This is a genomic window from Streptomyces sp. NPDC040410, from assembly GCF_055595715.1.
In genome coordinates this window covers 196,679-213,860 of the sequence record NZ_JBVIVK010000009.1, presented here as the reverse complement: position 1 = coordinate 213,860, position 17,182 = coordinate 196,679, and the positions used below count along the sequence as shown (strand labels likewise).

Here is a 17,182-nt window from a genome sequence, read left to right as displayed (position 1 = left end):
CGGGAAGGCGGGATGAACGGTGAGCAGCCGGCGGCAGACGGTGCGGTCGGGCGTGGATCACTGGCGGGACCCAGCGGGGTTCCGGCCCCTGGCGGGATGCCGCTGCGCCGGCGCCCGGCGGCGAAGGTGTGTCGGCAAAGGCCGTGCGGGGGCCGGTGCGTGGTAGGCCCTGATACCGGAAGGCCAGGCTCATGAACACCAGCCCGCCGTCGCCCGACCGCCCCGTCGGCCCGCGGCCCTCCGACCGTCTTGCCAGCCCTCCCCCCACTCCTCCTCCCCCTCCTGCGGGTCCTCCCGCGGGTCCTCTGTCGGGCGGGGGCTCCCGGCCACCGACGGGCGGGGGTGCGGGCGGGCCTGGCCAGGGCGGCCGGCCACCGCGTCGACGGGGCAGGCCCGGGCCGCGGGCGGCCCTGATCACCGCCGCCCTCGCGACGGCGCTGGCCCTGGCCCTGGCCCTGGTGCTCACGCACCCCACCGGCTCTGCGCACCAGCAGGGCGAAGTCTTCCTGCAGGCCGCCGGAACCACCGGCCCCGATCCGTTCACCCAGGCGGCGATGCCGGAGGACGCCTCACCGGCGGCCCCGGCCGCCGGCAGCGCGACACGCAGCGTGAACGGCGACTCCCCCGGCCTGTACGGCGGAACACGCACGGCCGCCCGCTGCAACGTGAACCGGCAGATCTCCGCGCTGGGGGCACAGCCGCCGAAGAACCAGGCCTTCGCCACGGTGCTGGGCATCAAGCCCTCCCGCGTCCCCTCCTACCTGCGCGCTCTCACCCCCCTCGAGCTCACCACCGACACCCTCGTCACCAACCACGGTTACCGGAACGGGACAGCCACCAGCTACCCCGCCGTCCTGCAGGCCGGCACCGCGGTCCTGGTCGACCAGCACGGCGCACCCCGAGTGCGCTGCGCCTGCGGCAACCCCCTCACCCCACCCGCCGCCCAGCACACCCCACCCCGCCAGACACGCCAGGCATGGCCCGGCTACCAGCCCTCCAACGTCATCACCGTCACCCCCGCCCCCCACCCCGTAAAGACATTCGTCACGACCAGCCCCACACAGGAAAAGCACCCCACCCGGCGGGGCGAGGCCCGCCCGCACGCCGAGACGACACCCCCGCCCGCCACGCCGTCCGCGCAGGGCACGACGACCGCACCGCCGAAGGACAAGCCCGCGAAGGACACCTCCTCGCCGCGGACCGGCCGGCCACCCACGTCCTCCCCCTCGACATCACCGGCCGGGCCGTCCAGACCCGCCCCGTACACCCCACCACCCCCTTCCACACCGTCTTCGCAGCAAGCACCACCGCCGTCGTCCAGACAGTCCTCACAGCCTCAAGCCCCTCCGTCCGAACAGCCCTCCCCACCGTCCGCGCCTGAGACCGTCACGCCGGACGACTCCGCCGCAATCGGGCCGCCACAACAGCCCGCCCCCGACAGTGCACCCGCCGGGTAACGCATACACGCGCGATGCCGACCAAAGGCACCCTGCCGGGCCAACTGCCAAGGCAGACAACCCCGTTGTGGGGTTCGAAGTCGGTCACCAGGGGCACTCCCGAGAGGGGCCTGTGACGCGCCTGTGACAGTCGGCGGACACGGTCATGACGTCGCCCAGGCAGCATCTTCAAAAGGGACAAAACGCAGCATTCAGGCATTTGCCCCCTGCTTCCGACGGTGTGAGCAGTGATGACCGAGCCGATCCCGGCGGAGAACATCCCATGAGCCTCACACGCACCGCGCCGTCCACCGAAGCCCCCGCACCCGAGTTGGCCCCCCGTGAGCTGGAAACCCTGCGCCACATCGCCGCCGGCTGCACCTACCTGCAAGCCGCCCGCCAGATGGGACTCTCTCCGCACACCGTCGACGCCTACCTCCGCCGCATCCGAGCCAAACTCAACATCAACACCACCGCCGAACTCACGCGATGGGCCATGACTCTCGGACTCTGACGCCCGGGCCAACCAGGCCAGTACCGCCCACAGATGATCCGGCCCCCTGCCCATGCGCCCGGTGTGTGCCCCACGCACGTGGCCGCGCAATCCCACGCCCGATCGGCCACCTCAGGAAACAGACGCCACCCGGCTCCACCGCCCGCGCCGTCACCGGCCGCTTCCTGGCTGTCATGCGCTCTGTATGTCGTCCACCCGCTCGCCCTCCGCCTGCGACGGCTCCGTCCTGGGAACATCCGGGTGCTGCTCCACGGCCGCGCGCTCGGCCGGTTCGTCGCGTTCGCCCTCGGCCTGGGACGGCGTGTGTGAGTACAGCCAGGAGTCGTACTCCGAGGCTCCGGTCTTCATGGTGGGCCTCCCTCGCTCACCTCCCATCCTCCCTCCTCCACCGGAGCGGAGCGAGCGTAGCCGGCGGTCACCGGCGTGCGGGCGGCTCCTAGTGTGGAGGTATGGCCGAGGGCGTGGTGACGCTGTTCGTCTGCGGTGATGTGATGCTCGGGCGCGGTGTCGATCAGATCCTGGCGCGGCCCTGTGACCCGGCGCTGCGGGAGGATTACGTCCGGGACGCACGGACGTACGTGCACCTGGCGGAGTCGGTCAACGGTCCCGTTCCCGCCCCGGTCGATCCGTCCTGGCCGTGGGGCGACGCCCTGCGGATGCTGGAGGAAACCGCTCCGGACGTCCGGATCGTCAATCTTGAGACAGCCGTGACGCGGTGTGACGCGTTCGCGCCCGGCAAGGCGGTCCACTACCGCATGCACCCGGCCAACCTGCCCGCTCTCGCGGTGGCCCGTCCCGACGTCTGCGTCCTGGCCAACAACCACGTGCTGGACTTCGGCCGAGCGGGTCTGGAGGAGACACTGGCCTCGCTGACCCGCGCCGGCCTGCGGGCGGCGGGTGCGGGGCGGAACGCCGAAGAGGCGTGTGCACCCGCGGCGGTCACCGTCCCGACCGGGGGCCGCGTGCTCGTCTTCGCCCTCGGGGCACGCACCAGCGGCATCCCGCCCTACTGGGCGGCGGGCGCCGACCTGCCCGGTGTCGCCTACGTTCCCGACCTGTCGGCCGATGTGGCCACCGCGGTGGTCCGGCGCGTGCGGCAGCTGAGGACGGCGGGCGACATCGTGGTCGTGTCCGTCCACTGGGGGTCGAACTGGGGCTACGGCGTCCCCCGGGAGCAAATCCGTTTCGCACGTGCCCTGGTGGACGGCGGAGTCGACGTCGTCCACGGGCACTCCTCGCACCATCCCCGCCCCATCGAGGTGTACCGCGACCGGCTGATCCTCCACGGCTGCGGTGACTTCGTCGACGACTACGAGGGCATCGCCGGGTACGCCCAGTACCGCGACGACCTACGTATCGCCTACCTCATCACGGTGGCGGCGGCCTCGGGCCGGCTGACCGGCCTGCGCATGGTTCCCCTGCAGGCCCGGCGCATGCGTCTGGAGCCCGCGCGGGACGAGGACCGCGGGTGGCTGCGCACCACCCTCGACCGCATCAGCGACGGCGTGCACATCACCCTGAATCCCGACGGCACACTCTCGTGCGCGCCGTCTACCGGCGCAGGCGCGAGGGACATCGGTCCGTGAACCCTGGTCGTTGCGGCTCATGCTGCTCGGCACAGGCGCCATGGAATCGCCCCGAATCGCCCCGGCGGGTCCCCTGCTCCGCCACGGCCGACGCCGCGCGTTCGACGGCATCCCCGGCGCCGAACCACCGGGCCGCCGTTCGCGCCACGGCCGGTCACCGGCCAAACGGTCGGAGCCGAGGTCCGCGCTGTGCCGGAGCGACGCCGCGCGGGCCTCGGTCGGGCCCGTGATCCGGCCTTCGACGGGTGCGAGAGCGCCTCCGCACCGGCCCACGCCCACCGGGTCTCATCGAGGCGGGCGAACTCGTCACGGTGCGGACGCCGGAGTTCAGAGTTTTCTGCGGGGCCGACGGGGTCGACGAGTGCCGGCGTGCCGTCACGGGACTCCCCTGCGCGCCCGCTCACCGACTGTCGTCCAGCGCCTCGAGTACATCGTCGTCGGTCAGCTGACCGAAAACCTCGTACCACTCGCCGACGGCCATGAACGCCCTGGGCCGATACAGGCAGACCACGTCGTCGGCCTCTGCCCGCATCAGGTCGGCCGCCTCCGGTGAGCCGACGGGCACGGCCAGGACCACCCGCTCGGGTGCCTGGCTCCGTACGGCGCGCAACGCGGCACGCGCCGTGGAACCGGTCGCCAGTCCGTCGTCGACGACGATCACGGTCCGGTCGCGCAACCGCGGGGCCGCCCGGCCCTGGCGGTAGTGCTCCTCGCGGCGCCGCAGTTCCTTCCGTTCACGTTCCACCACGTCCGCGAGGGCCTCCTCGCTCAGCCCCAGCCGGTCCAGGGTCTGTTCGTCGAAAACGGGAGGATCCTCACCCGCGATCGCGCCGACACCGAACTCCTCCTGGAACGGTGCCCCGATCTTCCGCACGACCAGCACGTCCAGCGGGGCCTGAAGCCTCCGGGCGACTTCGCGGGCCACCGCGACCCCGCCGCGGGGGAGGGCGAGGACCACGGGATGCGGAAGAGCGCCCTTCTCCTGCAGGATGCGCAGCCGATCCGCCAGTTCCTGTCCCGCCTGCCTGCGGTCTCGGAACTGCATGTGCTTCTTCTTCCTCACGGCACCGGGCGACGATGGTGCGGCGTGCATCTCACGTGCCACCGCGTACCCGACGGGCCACCATCCACACCACCGCGCCACTGCTCTCCCGACCACCGGCTGCTGCCCTCCCAGCGGGGCCATGGTGTCGGCGGCGCCCCTGGGCGTCACGTGCCGACGTAGCCCGCGAGGTGCTCGCCGGTGAGGGTGGAGCGGGCGGCGACGAGGTCGGCGGGGGTGCCCTCGAAGACGATCCGGCCGCCGTCGTGGCCCGCGCCGGGGCCGAGGTCGATGATCCAGTCGGCGTGCGCCATGACCGCCTGGTGGTGCTCGATGACGATGACCGACTTGCCGGCGTCGACGAGCCGGTCGAGCAGGCCGAGCAGGTGCTCGACGTCGGCGAGGTGCAGGCCGGTGGTCGGCTCGTCGAGGATGTAGACGCCGCCCTTCTCGGCCATGCGGGTGGCCAGCTTGAGGCGTTGCCGCTCGCCGCCCGACAGCGTGGTGAGGGGCTGGCCGAGGGTGAGGTAGCCCAGCCCGACGTCGGCGAGCCGGTCGAGGATCTTGTGTGCGGCCGGGGTGCGCGCCTCGCCGGCGCCGAAGAATCCCTCGGCCTCGGTCACCGGCATCGCGAGCACCTCGCTGATGTCGCGGCCGCCGAGGTGGTGGTCCAGGACCGAAGCCTGGAACCGCTTGCCCTCGCACTCCTCGCAGGTGGTGGCGACGCCGGCCATCATCGCCAGGTCGGTGTAGATGACGCCGGCACCGTTGCAGGTGGGGCAGGCGCCCTCGGAGTTGGCGCTGAACAGCGCCGGCTTCACGCCGTTGGCCTTGGCGAACGCCTTGCGGATCGGGTCGAGCAGTCCGGTGTACGTCGCCGGGTTGCTGCGTCGGGAACCCTTGATCGCGCCCTGGTCCACCGTCACGACCCCCTCCCGTCCGGCCACCGAGCCGTGGATCAAAGAACTCTTGCCGGAGCCGGCGACCCCGGTGACCACGGTGAGCACGCCGAGCGGGATGTCGACGTCGACGTCCCGCAGGTTGTTCGTGCCGGCGCCGCGCACCTCCAGCACTCCCGACCGTGTCCGCACCGAGGGCTTCAAGGAGGCCCGGTCGTCCAAGTGCCGCCCCGTGAGCGTGTCACCGGCCCGCAGCCCCTCGACGGTGCCCTCGAACACCACCTCGCCACCTTCGGTTCCGGCGCGCGGGCCGAGATCGACGACGTGGTCCGCGATCGCGATCGCCTCCGGCTTGTGCTCCACGACCAGCACGGTGTTGCCCTTGTCGCGCAACTGCAGCAGCAGGTCGTTCATCCGCTGGATGTCGTGGGGATGCAGGCCGATGGTGGGCTCGTCGAAGACGTAGGTGACGTCGGTGAGTGAGGATCCGAGATGGCGGATCATCTTGGTGCGCTGCGCCTCGCCGCCCGAGAGCGTGCCCGAGGGGCGGTCGAGGCTGAGATAGCCGAGCCCGATCTCGACGAACGAGTCGAGCGTGTCCCCCAGCGCGTCCAGCAGGGGCGCCACCGACGACTCGTCGAGGCCCCGGACCCAGTCGGTCAGGTCGCTGATCTGCATCGAGCAGACGTCGGCTATGTTCTTCCCGTTGATCTTCGACGACCGGGCCTCCGTGCTGAGACGGGTGCCGTCGCACTCGAGACAGGTGGTGAACGTCACCGCCCGCTCCACGAAGGCCCGGATGTGCGGCTGCAGCGCGTCGACGTCCTTCGACAGGAACGACTTCTGGATCTTCGGGATCAGCCCCTCGTACGTCAGGTTGATCCCGTCGACCTTGATCTTGGTCGGTTCCTTGTGGAGCAGGTCGTACAACTCCTTCTTGGTGTACTTGCGGATCGGCTTGTCCGGGTCGAAGAAGCCGCAGCCCCGGAAGATGCGGCCGTACCAGCCGTCCATGCTGTAACCGGGGATCGTGAGCGCGCTTTCGTTGAGCGACAAGCTGTCGTCGTACAACGCCGACAGGTCGAAATCACTGACCGAGCCCATGCCCTCACACCGGGGGCACATGCCGCCGAGACGATGGAACGTGACCTTCTCGGCCTTCGTCTTCCCCGCGCCGCGCTCGATGGTGATCGCACCGCCGGCCTTCACCGAGGGGACGTTGAACGAGTACGCGTTGGGCGAGCCGATGTGCGGCTTCCCGAGCCTGCTGAACAGGATGCGCAGCATGGCGTTGGCGTCCGTGACCGTGCCGACGGTGGAGCGGGCGTTGGCGCCCATCCGCTCCTGGCCGACGATGATCGCGGTCGTCAGCCCGTCGAGTACGTCAACCTCGGGCCGCGCCAGCGTCGGCATGAAGCCCTGCACGAACGCGCTGTAGGTCTCGTTGATCAGCCGCTGGGACTCCGCGGCGATCGTGTCGAACACCAGGGAACTCTTGCCCGAGCCGGAGACACCGGTGAACACCGTCAGCCGGCGCTTCGGGATCTCGATGCTGACGTCCTTGAGGTTGTTCTCACGCGCACCGTGCACGCGGATCAGATCGTGGCTGTCAGCAGCGTGCAACACAGGCGACTGCGTCTTTGCCCTCGGTGCCGTGCTCATCGTTTCTCCATCTGTTGTGCGGGGCCGCCTCCGCGATCCGGCGTCGGCGTCGCCTGGCTCGATCCAACCAGCTTCGAGCAGTACGTCAGGGGTCGGCAACGGCAGCCGCCCAGCGGCCGCCACCGGCGTCGTGCGCGGCTCCTGCACGGTGCCGTCCGTGCAGGTCATGGATGCGATCGTCGGAGGGCTCAGCGCAGTGGCCGAATGCGGATCAGGTTGCCCGCGGGATCGCGGAAGGCACGGTCGCGAACGCCGTCGGTGGACGCCTGAACGACCTCGGCATCGTATGCCTGCGCCTTGAAGCCGAGGGTGTCGCCGTAGCAGGCCAGTGAGGCGTCCGGGTCGTCGTGCGGGAGGAAGCTCGCGTGATCGTGATGCCCATGGCTCTCACGCTAGGTGAGGCTCGGGGACGGGCGCTTCTCGATTCCTGATCGGTCTGGTCTCCTCGGGCATGGCCGAAGACGGCGTGGCCGACGGGGGCATGGTCGAAGGGGCGTGGTCCGACGAGGAACGGATGCGGCACTCGGCCGAGCCCGGTGGACGCCGGACCGGACTGGCACGGTACGCAGGGGTACTTGAGGCGTCAACTGCCTCACACGGAGCGCTTCGGGGCTACTCATGCCCCGCTCCCCGTTCGGGCGGACGATCGCCGTGTTCGGCGTCCTCGCCGCCGGTGGGGGCGGTGGGGCCCGTCGTCCCACCGGCGATCCGAACACAGCGGCGTGCGGGTACGTAGTGGATTGCGTATTTTCCCGGATGGCTCGCCCGCGCCGATGCGGCATCCTCGGATCCCAGGCCGTGCCCTCGGGGAGGACGAGGCGAGCAACGCTTGAATCTGGTTCGCCCTGCTGCTCGGCATCGCCCGGATTCTGTACTTCACCCACCGAGGAGACCCCGCTCTTGAACATGGGACAACAGCTCGAGTTCCACGGCTCGTGCGGGCACTTGCTGGCGGTACCGACCGACCGGGCGGGTCAGGACGTGCGCTGTCCCCACTGCCACCAGGTGGTTCGCGTGCCACCGCCGGAGGTGCCGTACGCCTCTGCTGTCCCTGTGCCCGTCGGCACTCCGGAACCGGCCGCTTTGAACGCCCTCTACACAACGCTTCTGCTGGGCGGCCTGGCAGGGGCTGCACTCATCTACCTGGTGCTGTTCGACGAACTGTCGGAGTCTCAGCTGGTCGCGTACACACCATTGTGGTTCTTTCCCGTCGTGTTCGGCCTGTACGGATTCGTCTCGCAGCGGCTGCTGCGCCTTCTTGCGGCAGGCCGGGCCAGGACTCTCGGTGAGGCTGCCCGTATGTCCGTCGACGTAGGAGGTTTCTGGGCCGTCCTGGTGATGTTTCCGTTCCTGGTGCTGAAGTGGCGCAGTTCCCTGCTCGTTTCCATGGTCGCGGCGCTGTTCTGGGCGGTGCTGCTCTGGCTCTTCTTCGCGGTGGTCTTCCCGGTCCTCTGAGCGCGGGACATTCCGTGGTCGTCCCCGCAGGGGGTGCGCCGGACCGCGGTCAGGACCCTCGGCGCGCAGGGGTCAGCGACGCGGGTTGCCGCGATAACGCGCTGCGAGCCGTGCGAGTGCGACTGCGCCGAGCAGCAGTCCGAGGTCACGCAGCGCGATGTCGTAGTAGTCGGGGATGGTCAGGAGGTTGATGATGATGCCTGCCAGCCAGCCGGCCACCAGCCAGGCTCCGAAGCGGGGAGCGAGGCCCACGGCGATGCCTGCCGCGATCTCGATGGCACCGACCACGTACATGGCCGCCTGGGCACTGCCGGGAACGATGTCGTTGATCCACGGCGCGAGGTAGGCGGGCCAGTCCACGAGGAGGTTGGCGAACTTGTCCAACCCGAAGAGGATCGGCGCCACGGTGAAGGCGGTGCGAAGGATCAAGAACGCCTGATAGCCGGGGTCGGCGAGCAGCGCACGCCGCGAGGTGTAGGACGTGGCGTCTGTGGTTACGGAGGACATGGGCCGGCCTCTCCTTCTATCGACAACTTTCATTAACGATAGAAGCTCGGATTCCTTCTTTAGTCAATGGCTGTGGGTTTTACACTGGTGAGCGTGGACGCCCCCGACGAAGCACGCGACGCCGATGTCTCCGCCATCGCCGCCCTGGACGAGCCGACACGCAGGAGGCTGTACGACCACGTGGTGCGCCATCCGACGCCGGTCAGCCGGGACGAGGCAGCCGCCGCCCTGGGCCTGGCTCGGCAGACCGCGGCGTTCCACCTCGACCGACTCGCCGATGAATCCCTGCTCGACGTGGTCTACGAGCGGCGCAGCGGGCGGGCGGGGCCGGGGGCCGGCAGGCCGGCCAAGCTGTACCGGCGCTCGACGAAGCAGGTCATGGTCAGCCTCCCGGACCGCCGCTACGAGCTGGCCGGGCGACTCCTTGCCCAGGCCGTGGAGGAATCCGAAGCCACCGGGGCGCCGGTGCGGGACGTACTGCACCGCGCGGCCGAGGAGCTCGGCACGCGATGGGGCGGGCAGGACGACGCGAGCCTTCTCGGTCTGCTTGAGCTGCACGGGTTCGAGCCGCGGCGCGAGGAAGACGCCGTCGTGCTGGCCAACTGCCCCTTCCACGCCCTGGCCCGTGAGCACACGCGGACGGTGTGCGGCATGAACCTGCATCTGCTGCGCGGCATCCTTGACGGCCTGGGCGAGACCGGGATTTCGGCACACCTGGCAGCCCGTCCCGGCCGGTGCTGCGTCCGGCTGGAGCCTGTCGGCTGATCGACTCGGACGACGGAGACCGGCGTGTTCGACGCGACCGCGGACCACCTGCCGATGCGGGCCCGCAGCACCGAGGGTGAGGCGGTGGCCAGGAACGCCGTGCCAGTGTGGTGCCATGACCATCGAAGTTCGCCCGGCTTCGGTCTTCGAGGATGTCCGTGCCGTGCTCGGCCCGAAGTCACCTGGCGCCAATGTCTGCTGGTGCCTGAGCCACCGGATCCCGTCCAAGCTCAACAACGGGCTTCGCGGGGCGGCCCGCGGTCAGTACGTCGCCGAGCTGTGCCGTACGCAGCCCCCTCCGGGGGTGCTCGCCTACGACGGCGACGAGCCGGTCGGCTGGGCCGCCGTGGCACCACGCTCGGACACCTCCTTCGCACGGAACCGTAAGCTCCCGCACGTCGACGACCTGCCCGTCTGGTCGCTGTGGTGCATCCGCGTACGCCCCGGCCATCGCAGGAAGGGGATCTCGCACGCCCTCATCGCCGGCGCGGTCGAGTTCGCCCGCACCCACGGCGCACCGGCGGTCGAGGCGTACCCCCTCGACAACGGTGACGCCAGGGTGGACATGACTATGGCGTACGCGGGGATCCGGAAGAACTTCGAACGTGCCGGGTTCGCCCACGTCGCCGACACCACCTCGGTGCTCGCCGGTCACCCCCGGATCCTCATGCGGCTCGACCTGCGCTGACAGGTCAGCCCGGGGCCGGGCGGCCGACGTCCCGCCTCTAGCCAGCCCCGAAGGACGATGCTCAGCCTTCACCGGCACGGAAACCACCCCCCTGGGATTGCAGTACGCCCCCGCGATCATAGAATCGAACACGTGAACGACTTTCCGCCGGATCTGCCGCGCCTCCGCACCCTGGAGACCTGGTTGGTCCTGACCCTCGACCGGGTCCGGCGGCAGATCGCAGACGCCGAGCGGCGTGAGACCGAGCGACAACGCGGAATACGGGCGCGGCCGCCCGCGCCGGACTGGCTCCTCGAGCAGGGCCTCAACCGTGACGCCGTACCCGTGTACGTGCATGTCGGCGGCTGTCACATGGCGGGCCAACGCAGTAAGGGCGTCGGCCGGGAGCAGGCGCTGCGCGCGCTCACCGAAGGGGTCAAGGCCTGCCCGCACTGCCATCCTGACACCGAGCTGGGGATGCTCGACTAGGCCCTGTCGTCGAATTTCCCGCCCGCCCTCCGGGCGGACGACGGGGACTTGACGACAGGACCCAGGACGCGCGAAACCGGGATTCCCTCTGCGAGCCCGTCAGCTAGGGTTCACCGGTGGCTGCCTTCGACCCCGACGCCGACCCGTCCGACGACCTCGCCCTGCGCCTGATGACGAACACCTTCATCACTCTCTACTGGCGCCGGAGTCTGCTGGACGAAGCCGCTGCATGGCTGCGCGACCACGACTACCAGGTCGTCGTCATGGATGCGGGCCAGTGGACGACGGAAGCCGACATGCACCGCGACGTCTCCTCGGCACTGGACTTCCCGGACTACTACGGACGCAACCTCGACGCACTCAACGACTGCCTCCGGGACGTCGAGTCCTTCGCGTACGGCGGCAGAAGGGACGCGACCGGCCTGGTCCTTGTCTTCACCGACTACGACCACTTCGCCGGCGCTGAACCGCGAGCTGCTCAGATCGTTCTGGACATCCTCGCCGACCGCGCCCGCAGCGCGGCGCTGTTCGGACACCGCATCATGGGCCTGGTCCACAGCAACGATCCGGACATCGAGTTCGATCCGGTTGGCGCCATGCCTGTCATGTGGAACCACGCGGAACGGCTCGACGCCAGTCGTCATCCCTCCTGATCCCCGCTGGACAGCTCCGCAACTCAGGCATCTCTTCCTGTGTTCTCGCCCGGCACGAACGTCCGGCGTGCCCAAAGGCCCAGCAACACCGTCCCGCCGACCCATAGAAGCACCGGATCGGGGGCGAGGGGAGCCAACGCATATCCCAGCGCCATGACCGTGAAGACGGTCAGGGGTACGAACGCCGCGGCGCCCTCCATACCCAGCCGCAGCGCCGGCCGGCCGGCGCCCAGGACGCACGCCCCGCCGGGCACCCAGGGGCCGGCAGCGACCACCAGCAGCCCGGCCGTGGCCAAGGCGTCGGCCAGCCGGGTAGGCATCACTTCGGGGGCTTCCGGGCTGACCACCCACAGTCGCAGGGTGTCACCGATCAGCGTGAGGGACAGCCCGACGACCGCCACCCACACAGTGGCCCGCTGGTCGAGCCGTACGAGCCGGCGCAGGGCGAACAGAAAACTGAGAAACACGACTTCCGCGGTCCAGAGGACACCCACGAGTCCCGTTTCCAGCCGCCAGCCGTTTCCCGCGCCCCGCAGCAGTACCCATCCGGTCATGTACACGGACCCAGCTGTGACGACCCCGTCAAGCAGGCGCCTCAGCCACATGTGCCGCCCGGTACCGGCGTCGGCCGCGACCACCAGACCTGCCATCCCCAGACCGACCGCCATCGTCACTCCGGCGACCACCAGCGAAGTGAGCAACGGTCGCGCGCCCAGTCCCCACTCCGCGGGGTGAGCCGACAGCACGTTGACAGCGGCCCGGTACATACCCCCGGCTGCCCCGGAAACCGCCGACAGCAGCAGACGCGTCCGCACCCGTCCCCGCGTCCCCGACGCGCGGAACATCAAGGAAACGGTCAACGCCCAGCAGCCGACGGCCGGTCCGAAACCCGCCACCCGCACCGTCCGGCTCTCGAGCGCCCACCACCCGGTGACCGTCAGCACAGTTCCTGCGAGACATGCCACACCGACCGAGAACCATGCGCCCGCCGTGGTCCAACGGCGGTGGCCCGGCCGGGCCTTGGGCATGCCCGGCGACTTCCACAACCCCAACATCAGGTGCGCCCTTCAACCGGCGCCCGCGCTTGGGACCTCCCCTGCAGCCGCCGGATCTTTCCCAGACCGTAGGGGACTCACCACCAGCGCCGGAACGGAAAAGTCGACTGATTCACTCGTACTGCGTAAGAGGTGAGCGATCGCCGGCCCGCATGACACCCCGCTGCCCACTCAGCCGCCGGCGTCCAAGGCAAGGAGCCGCTTGCCCACCGTGCCGCCCCAGCGGGACCCGCTCGGCAGTACCCCGACTCCCGGCAGGACGCGGGCGTGAGCCGTCAGCGGTAGGGGTCGAGTGCGCTGACCGCTTCGAGTGCCGGGGCCAGTTGGGATCCGATCGTTCCGGCATGTGGCGACAGGGAGCCGTCGAACGCAGCGGAGCCGATGGTGAACGCGTCGGCTCCGGCTGCTGCGAGGGCCTGGATCTGGTCGGTACTCGTGATGGAGCCGGCGACGACCAGGCGGCCTGTGGTGGCGGCGCGGGCGGCGCGGACCAGGTCGAGAGGGTCCGCTTCGGTGGCACGGTAGGCGAGCAGGTCGACGCCGGCGCAGCCGGCCGCTTCCGCTCGCCGGCAGTCGTCGGCGACGCGGTCCGGGGTGCCTGCGAGGCGGGTGGGGTGCCCGAGGGGCTCTCCGACGAACGGCAGGTAGCCGATGGATGTGCCGTCCAGGAGAGCCAGGGTCTCCTCGATCCAGGTACCGCCCATGAGCCGGTCGACGCCGAGTTCGGATGCCGTGCGTACCGACGCGAGGGCCTCGTCCCGGCTCGTGCTGACGACTTCGAGGTACGTGGTGGCACCCAAGTCCTTGACGGCGGAGTGCAGTTGGGCGAGGGTGCCGCGGTCGACGCCTACGTCCTTGAAGCCTATGTGCGTGATGCCGAGGCCTTTGACGGCGTCGAGGACCTCGAGGCAGTCGGTCACGGTGCGGTCGTTGCGGGTGAGCATGAAGATGAAGTCCACGATGGCCCTTCGGCTTTCTTTGCGGGTGGATCGAGGCTCGGCGTTCAGCGGTGGCCTGCCGCCACGGACGACAGACGGTCTGCGTGGTGCAGGGCGGTGAGCAGGCTGGCGTGGTCGGCGGTGCCATGACCGGCGATGTCGAAGGCCGTGCCGTGGTCGACGCTGGTGCGTACGAAGGGCAGGCCGATGGTGATGTTGACCCCGCGTTCCAGCCCGAGGTACTTCACGGGAATGAGGCCCTGGTCGTGGTACTGGGCGATCACGGCGTCGAACTCTCCGGCGCGGGCCCTCATGAAGACGGTGTCGGCCGGCCAGGGTCCGCTGGCCTGGATTCCTTCGCCCTGTGCGGCCTCGATCGCGGGGGCGATGACGTCGAGGTCTTCGCGGCCGAACAGTCCGTTCTCCCCGGCGTGCGGGTTGAGTCCGGCGACCGCGATGCGCGGGGCGATGAGACCGCTGCGCCGGAGGGTGCGGTGAGTGAGCCGGATGATGCCGAGTTCACGCTCGGTGTCGATCGCGTCGATGGCCGTACGCAGCGACTGGTGGACGGTGACCAGGACGACCCTCAGCTCGTCGTTGGCCATCATCATCGCGTAGTCGCCGGTGCCGGACAGGTCAGCCAGGATCTCGGTGTGTCCGGGGTAGGAGACCCCGCCCAGGCGGAGTGCTTCCTTGTTGATCGGCGCGGTCACCAGGGCCCGTACCTCTCCCCCCAGGGCCAGCTGGATGCCCCGGCGGACGTACGCGAAGGATGCCGCGCCCGCGCGGGCGTCGAGCGCTCCCCACGGCAGGTCGGCGGGAAGGGCCGTCTCGGTGAGGACGTCCACCGTGCCAGGTGCGTACGTTGCCTGGTCGACGGACGTGACCGGGTGGAGGGCCAGGCCCGTGTTCGCGAATCCGTCGGCCCGGGCGAGGACGTGTGCGTCTCCGATCACGAGGACGGGCATGGTGCGCCGTCGGTCGGCGCACGCCTTGAGCGTGACCTCAGGGCCGATTCCGCAGGGGTCGCCCATGGTGATGGCGATCGGGGTCATGCGTGGTCTCCACGGTCGAGGGGATGCCGGATGATGTGGCACAGCCGGAGGAGCAGGTCGTCGTCGCCGAAGCCGCCCGCCTTGATCAGTACGGGGATGGCGAGCCGTCCGAGCGCGGTTCCGCGGGCGACGCCGGGCTCGGGTTCGTCGGTCAGGCTGATTCCGGTGACTCCGGTGGCCCGGAGCACGGTCGCGGCTGTCTCTCCGCCGGTGACGACGAGCGCGTCCACCAGGCGTTGTTCGGCAAGGGTGCGGACCACTGCCGCCAGAGAGCGGGCGAGTGCCCGCGCGGTCTGTGGAGCGCGGCGTTCGTCAGGTGTCTGCACGGTGAGGACGGGGGCGGTCAGGCCGACCAGCGCCTTCACTGCCGCGGCCGGATCGTCGCTGACGGTCACGCCCTGGACATCCGCCCGGGAACGGAGCACGGCCAGTTGCCGACGGGTTGCCGGGTTGGCGCTGCCGACGACGACGAGCGGTCGGCGGGCCGGCGCGGCTACGGCGGCGGTGTCACCGGCAGTGAGCGCGCACCTTCTTGCCAGAGCTGCCGCCAGCCCCGGGGAACCGGCCCACAGCACGTCGTCGAGGCGCGGCACCGCCGCCACCAGCCGGTCGAGGTCGCCGTCCCGCTCGGCGGAACACACGATCAGGCCGCCGTCGCCGAGCAGTTCGGGCAGCTCGGCCGTCCGGTGTCCCCCGGCCACTACGGCCTCGGGGAACACCGTCGCCAGATCCGAGCACCGTACGGGGTGGGCCGGGTCGCGGGCGTAGTCGCTCTCGTGGACCGGCACGCCCCGCACGTACTGAACCGCGCCCACCGTCACCCGGCCCTCCGCCGGGAAGGCTGGAGCCATGATGACGGCACGCCGCCGCGACCCCGCCCACGCGGCCCGGACCTCGGCCGCGACATGGCCGCGCAGCGTGGAGTCCACCGTTTTGAAGAGCAGTCGGGAACCGGCGAACATGCGCGCCGTCTTCCACATCCGCAGGGAGGCGGCTTCCTCGTCCAGCAGGCGGCTCCCGAGGTCGATCGCGGTCACGCCGTGGGCCTGCCCGGGCACCGCCTCCGGTGGGGAGAACAGGACCTGTACGTCGTGGCCACTGCGGCGGAACGGTGCGGCACCGTCGCCCGCGCTGGTGAGATCATCCGCAAGGATGGCAATGCTCGGCCTGGGGCCGTTGAACGCTGTCATACCCCGCCCCTCCGTCGGTCGGTCCGCGCTCTTCCGTGACTGAAGCAATTATTCGTCCCCACAAAAGCTCAGGACAAACGATTCATAATCACGACTGCTGTGAGTAAAATTCATACATGCGATGGTCGGCTCTTCCCCCTCTGAATGCCCTGTTGCCGTTCGAAGCGACCGTCCGGTACGCGAGCATGACCTCGGCGGCACAGGAACTGCACGTGACGCACGGCGCCGTGAGCCGACAGATCCAGAACCTGGAGCGGGCCCTCGGCGTATCACTGTTCGAGCGGCGGGCACGCGCCTTGCGCCCGACACCGGAAGCGCGCCAGCTGGCGGCCGTCGTCAGGGACGCACTCGATCAGATCGACGCCGCCGCCCGGCAGATCTCACGACGCGCTCCGGCCGGACCGCTCACCCTCTCGTGCGAGCCCACGCTGCTGATGCGATGGCTCATCCCGCGGCTGCCCGACCTGTCCGTGAGCCTGCCGGACGTCACCGTCCATCTGTCCGCCGGCGGAGGCCCGGTCTTCTTCGAGCGGGAAAACGTCGACCTCGCGATCCGTCGGGACGATTTCCCGTTTCCCGAAGAGGTGAGCCACACCCGCTTGTTCGCGGAGCGGATCGGACCCGTCTGCCGACCCGATCTCGCGGACCGCGTCACCACCGACGTCGGCGTCGCGGAGGCCGTTCTTCTGCACACCGGCACGCGGCCTGGGGCCTGGAACGACTGGCGGAACATCACCGGGATGAAGGCGGAGTCCGCATCGCAGCAGACCCTGGAGCACTTCTACCTGACCGTCCAGGCCGCCACGGCCGGTGTAGGGGTCGCCATCGCCCCGTACGCCGTTGTCCGCGACGATCTGGAGCGGGGACAACTCGTCGCGCCCTTCGGCTTCGTACCGGACGGGACCAGTTACCACCTCCTCAGCCGCCAACCACCCGAGCAGGACGAGCGCGTCCGCGGGCTGACTTCATGGCTGCAGGCCCAGACGACCGACCTGGACGCCGATTCCGATCAGGCATGACCACCGCAACCAGTACGCCCGCCGTCCGGATGCCGGGTCGGCTGAGCGGCCGGCCGCGTCGGACGAGACCATCTCCAGGACCGGGAACGGACTCTGCGTCGGACGAGACCACCTGCAGGACCGGGAACGGGGGTCGCCCGGTGTGAGCCCAGCCGCACGTCTGGGGAGCGGTCCTGCCCCCGTTGCCGCGTCGCTCGGTGTGCTGGTGTTGCGGCGATCCTCATCCCGCCTGGTCCGGGGCGTCCGGTGG

The 17,182-nt window shown here is 70.1% G+C and carries 17 protein-coding genes; 9 read left to right on the top strand and 8 right to left on the bottom strand.

Translation table 11 applies throughout. The features are described 5' to 3' along the window. Positions 1-458: 458 nt before the first annotated feature. Positions 459-1,457, top strand: a complete 999-nt coding sequence (locus ACZ562_RS20215; protein ID WP_471180750.1) for a DUF6777 domain-containing protein — start codon at positions 459-461, stop codon at positions 1,455-1,457. Between the two features lie 262 nt (positions 1,458-1,719). Continuing rightward, positions 1,720-1,950 (top strand): response regulator transcription factor, encoded by a 231-nt coding sequence (locus ACZ562_RS20210; RefSeq protein ID WP_471180747.1) that lies wholly within the window; start codon positions 1,720-1,722, stop codon positions 1,948-1,950. Positions 1,951-2,121: 171 nt separating this feature from the next. Here the strand turns inward: ACZ562_RS20210 and ACZ562_RS20205 are convergent, their stop codons facing one another. Then, positions 2,122-2,298: a hypothetical protein gene (locus ACZ562_RS20205; protein WP_471180745.1), complete on the bottom strand. Its 177-nt coding sequence runs from the start codon at positions 2,296-2,298 to the stop codon at positions 2,122-2,124. 101 nt (positions 2,299-2,399) lie between these two features. On the opposite strand from ACZ562_RS20205, the gene ACZ562_RS20200 reads away from it, so the two are divergent. Beyond that, positions 2,400-3,536 (top strand): CapA family protein, encoded by a 1,137-nt coding sequence (locus ACZ562_RS20200; protein WP_471180742.1) that lies wholly within the window; start codon positions 2,400-2,402, stop codon positions 3,534-3,536. Positions 3,537-3,936: 400 nt separating this feature from the next. On the opposite strand, the gene ACZ562_RS20195 is transcribed toward ACZ562_RS20200, so the two are convergent. Both ACZ562_RS20195 and ACZ562_RS20190 read right to left on the bottom strand, forming a co-directional pair. After that, positions 3,937-4,581 (bottom strand): phosphoribosyltransferase, encoded by a 645-nt coding sequence (locus ACZ562_RS20195; protein WP_471180740.1) that lies wholly within the window; start codon positions 4,579-4,581, stop codon positions 3,937-3,939. Positions 4,582-4,745: 164 nt separating this feature from the next. Continuing rightward, positions 4,746-7,139, bottom strand: coding sequence for an ATP-binding cassette domain-containing protein (locus ACZ562_RS20190; RefSeq protein WP_471180737.1), 2,394 nt, complete (start codon positions 7,137-7,139; stop codon positions 4,746-4,748). Between the two features lie 1,014 nt (positions 7,140-8,153). Here ACZ562_RS20190 and ACZ562_RS20185 point away from each other — a divergent pair. Continuing rightward, complete coding sequence (locus ACZ562_RS20185) at positions 8,154-8,594, top strand: hypothetical protein (RefSeq protein ID WP_471180734.1); 441 nt, start codon at positions 8,154-8,156, stop codon at positions 8,592-8,594. Positions 8,595-8,666: 72 nt separating this feature from the next. Here the strand turns inward: ACZ562_RS20185 and ACZ562_RS20180 are convergent, their stop codons facing one another. Further along, the gene (locus ACZ562_RS20180; RefSeq protein ID WP_471180731.1) at positions 8,667-9,101 is read right to left on the bottom strand and encodes a DoxX family membrane protein; all 435 of its coding nucleotides are present in this window, start codon (positions 9,099-9,101) and stop codon (positions 8,667-8,669) included. 87 nt (positions 9,102-9,188) lie between these two features. Between ACZ562_RS20180 and ACZ562_RS20175 the strand changes: the two genes are divergently transcribed. The 4 genes from ACZ562_RS20175 (at position 9,189) to ACZ562_RS20160 (ending at position 11,675) form a co-directional block, all read left to right on the top strand. After that, on the top strand, positions 9,189-9,866 hold the full coding sequence (locus ACZ562_RS20175) for a helix-turn-helix transcriptional regulator (protein ID WP_471180995.1): 678 nt from the start codon (positions 9,189-9,191) through the stop codon (positions 9,864-9,866). Positions 9,867-9,981: 115 nt separating this feature from the next. Beyond that, positions 9,982-10,554 carry a GNAT family N-acetyltransferase gene (locus tag ACZ562_RS20170; RefSeq protein ID WP_471180729.1) on the top strand — a complete coding sequence of 191 codons (573 nt, stop codon included), beginning with the start codon at positions 9,982-9,984 and terminating at the stop codon, positions 10,552-10,554. A gap of 132 nt (positions 10,555-10,686) precedes the next feature. Continuing rightward, positions 10,687-11,022: a DUF6233 domain-containing protein gene (locus tag ACZ562_RS20165; protein ID WP_471180726.1), complete on the top strand. Its 336-nt coding sequence runs from the start codon at positions 10,687-10,689 to the stop codon at positions 11,020-11,022. 116 nt (positions 11,023-11,138) lie between these two features. Beyond that, positions 11,139-11,675 (top strand): barstar family protein, encoded by a 537-nt coding sequence (locus ACZ562_RS20160; RefSeq protein WP_471180723.1) that lies wholly within the window; start codon positions 11,139-11,141, stop codon positions 11,673-11,675. A gap of 23 nt (positions 11,676-11,698) precedes the next feature. Here ACZ562_RS20160 and ACZ562_RS20155 read toward each other — a convergent pair whose 3' ends face one another. The 4 genes from ACZ562_RS20155 to ACZ562_RS20140 form a co-directional block, all read right to left on the bottom strand. Next, positions 11,699-12,520, bottom strand: a complete 822-nt coding sequence (locus tag ACZ562_RS20155; protein ID WP_471180720.1) for a hypothetical protein — start codon at positions 12,518-12,520, stop codon at positions 11,699-11,701. Positions 12,521-13,005: 485 nt separating this feature from the next. Continuing rightward, positions 13,006-13,689 carry a HisA/HisF-related TIM barrel protein gene (locus ACZ562_RS20150; RefSeq protein ID WP_471180718.1) on the bottom strand — a complete coding sequence of 228 codons (684 nt, stop codon included), beginning with the start codon at positions 13,687-13,689 and terminating at the stop codon, positions 13,006-13,008. 44 nt (positions 13,690-13,733) lie between these two features. Next, positions 13,734-14,723, bottom strand: a complete 990-nt coding sequence (gene pdxA / locus ACZ562_RS20145; RefSeq protein ID WP_471180716.1) for a 4-hydroxythreonine-4-phosphate dehydrogenase PdxA — start codon at positions 14,721-14,723, stop codon at positions 13,734-13,736. After that, the gene (locus ACZ562_RS20140; protein ID WP_471180714.1) at positions 14,720-15,913 is read right to left on the bottom strand and encodes a four-carbon acid sugar kinase family protein; all 1,194 of its coding nucleotides are present in this window, start codon (positions 15,911-15,913) and stop codon (positions 14,720-14,722) included. The genes pdxA and ACZ562_RS20140 overlap by 4 nt, the downstream gene beginning before the upstream one ends. A 152-nt stretch (positions 15,914-16,065) precedes the next feature. Here ACZ562_RS20140 and ACZ562_RS20135 point away from each other — a divergent pair, with 152 nt between their 5' ends. Beyond that, a complete protein-coding gene (locus ACZ562_RS20135) occupies positions 16,066-16,932 on the top strand; it encodes a LysR family transcriptional regulator (protein WP_471180711.1) in 867 nt (288 codons plus the stop codon). Positions 16,933-17,182 lie beyond the last annotated feature (250 nt).

Bases quoted from the DNA above. Each gene is read 5' to 3' on its own strand.
- ACZ562_RS20200 (WP_471180742.1), top strand. From the start codon at position 2,400: ATGGCCGAGGGCGTGGTGACGCTGTTCGTCTGCGGTGATGTGATGCTC.
- ACZ562_RS20180 (WP_471180731.1), bottom strand. From the start codon at position 9,101: ATGTCCTCCGTAACCACAGACGCCACGTCCTACACCTCGCGGCGTGCG.
- ACZ562_RS20195 (WP_471180740.1), bottom strand. From the start codon at position 4,581: ATGCAGTTCCGAGACCGCAGGCAGGCGGGACAGGAACTGGCGGATCGG.
- ACZ562_RS20155 (WP_471180720.1), bottom strand. From the start codon at position 12,520: ATGTTCCGCGCGTCGGGGACGCGGGGACGGGTGCGGACGCGTCTGCTG.
- ACZ562_RS20205 (WP_471180745.1), bottom strand. From the start codon at position 2,298: ATGAAGACCGGAGCCTCGGAGTACGACTCCTGGCTGTACTCACACACG.
- ACZ562_RS20210 (WP_471180747.1), top strand. From the start codon at position 1,720: ATGAGCCTCACACGCACCGCGCCGTCCACCGAAGCCCCCGCACCCGAG.
- ACZ562_RS20140 (WP_471180714.1), bottom strand. From the start codon at position 15,913: ATGACAGCGTTCAACGGCCCCAGGCCGAGCATTGCCATCCTTGCGGAT.
- pdxA (WP_471180716.1), bottom strand. From the start codon at position 14,723: ATGACCCCGATCGCCATCACCATGGGCGACCCCTGCGGAATCGGCCCT.
- ACZ562_RS20190 (WP_471180737.1), bottom strand. From the start codon at position 7,139: ATGAGCACGGCACCGAGGGCAAAGACGCAGTCGCCTGTGTTGCACGCT.
- ACZ562_RS20170 (WP_471180729.1), top strand. From the start codon at position 9,982: ATGACCATCGAAGTTCGCCCGGCTTCGGTCTTCGAGGATGTCCGTGCC.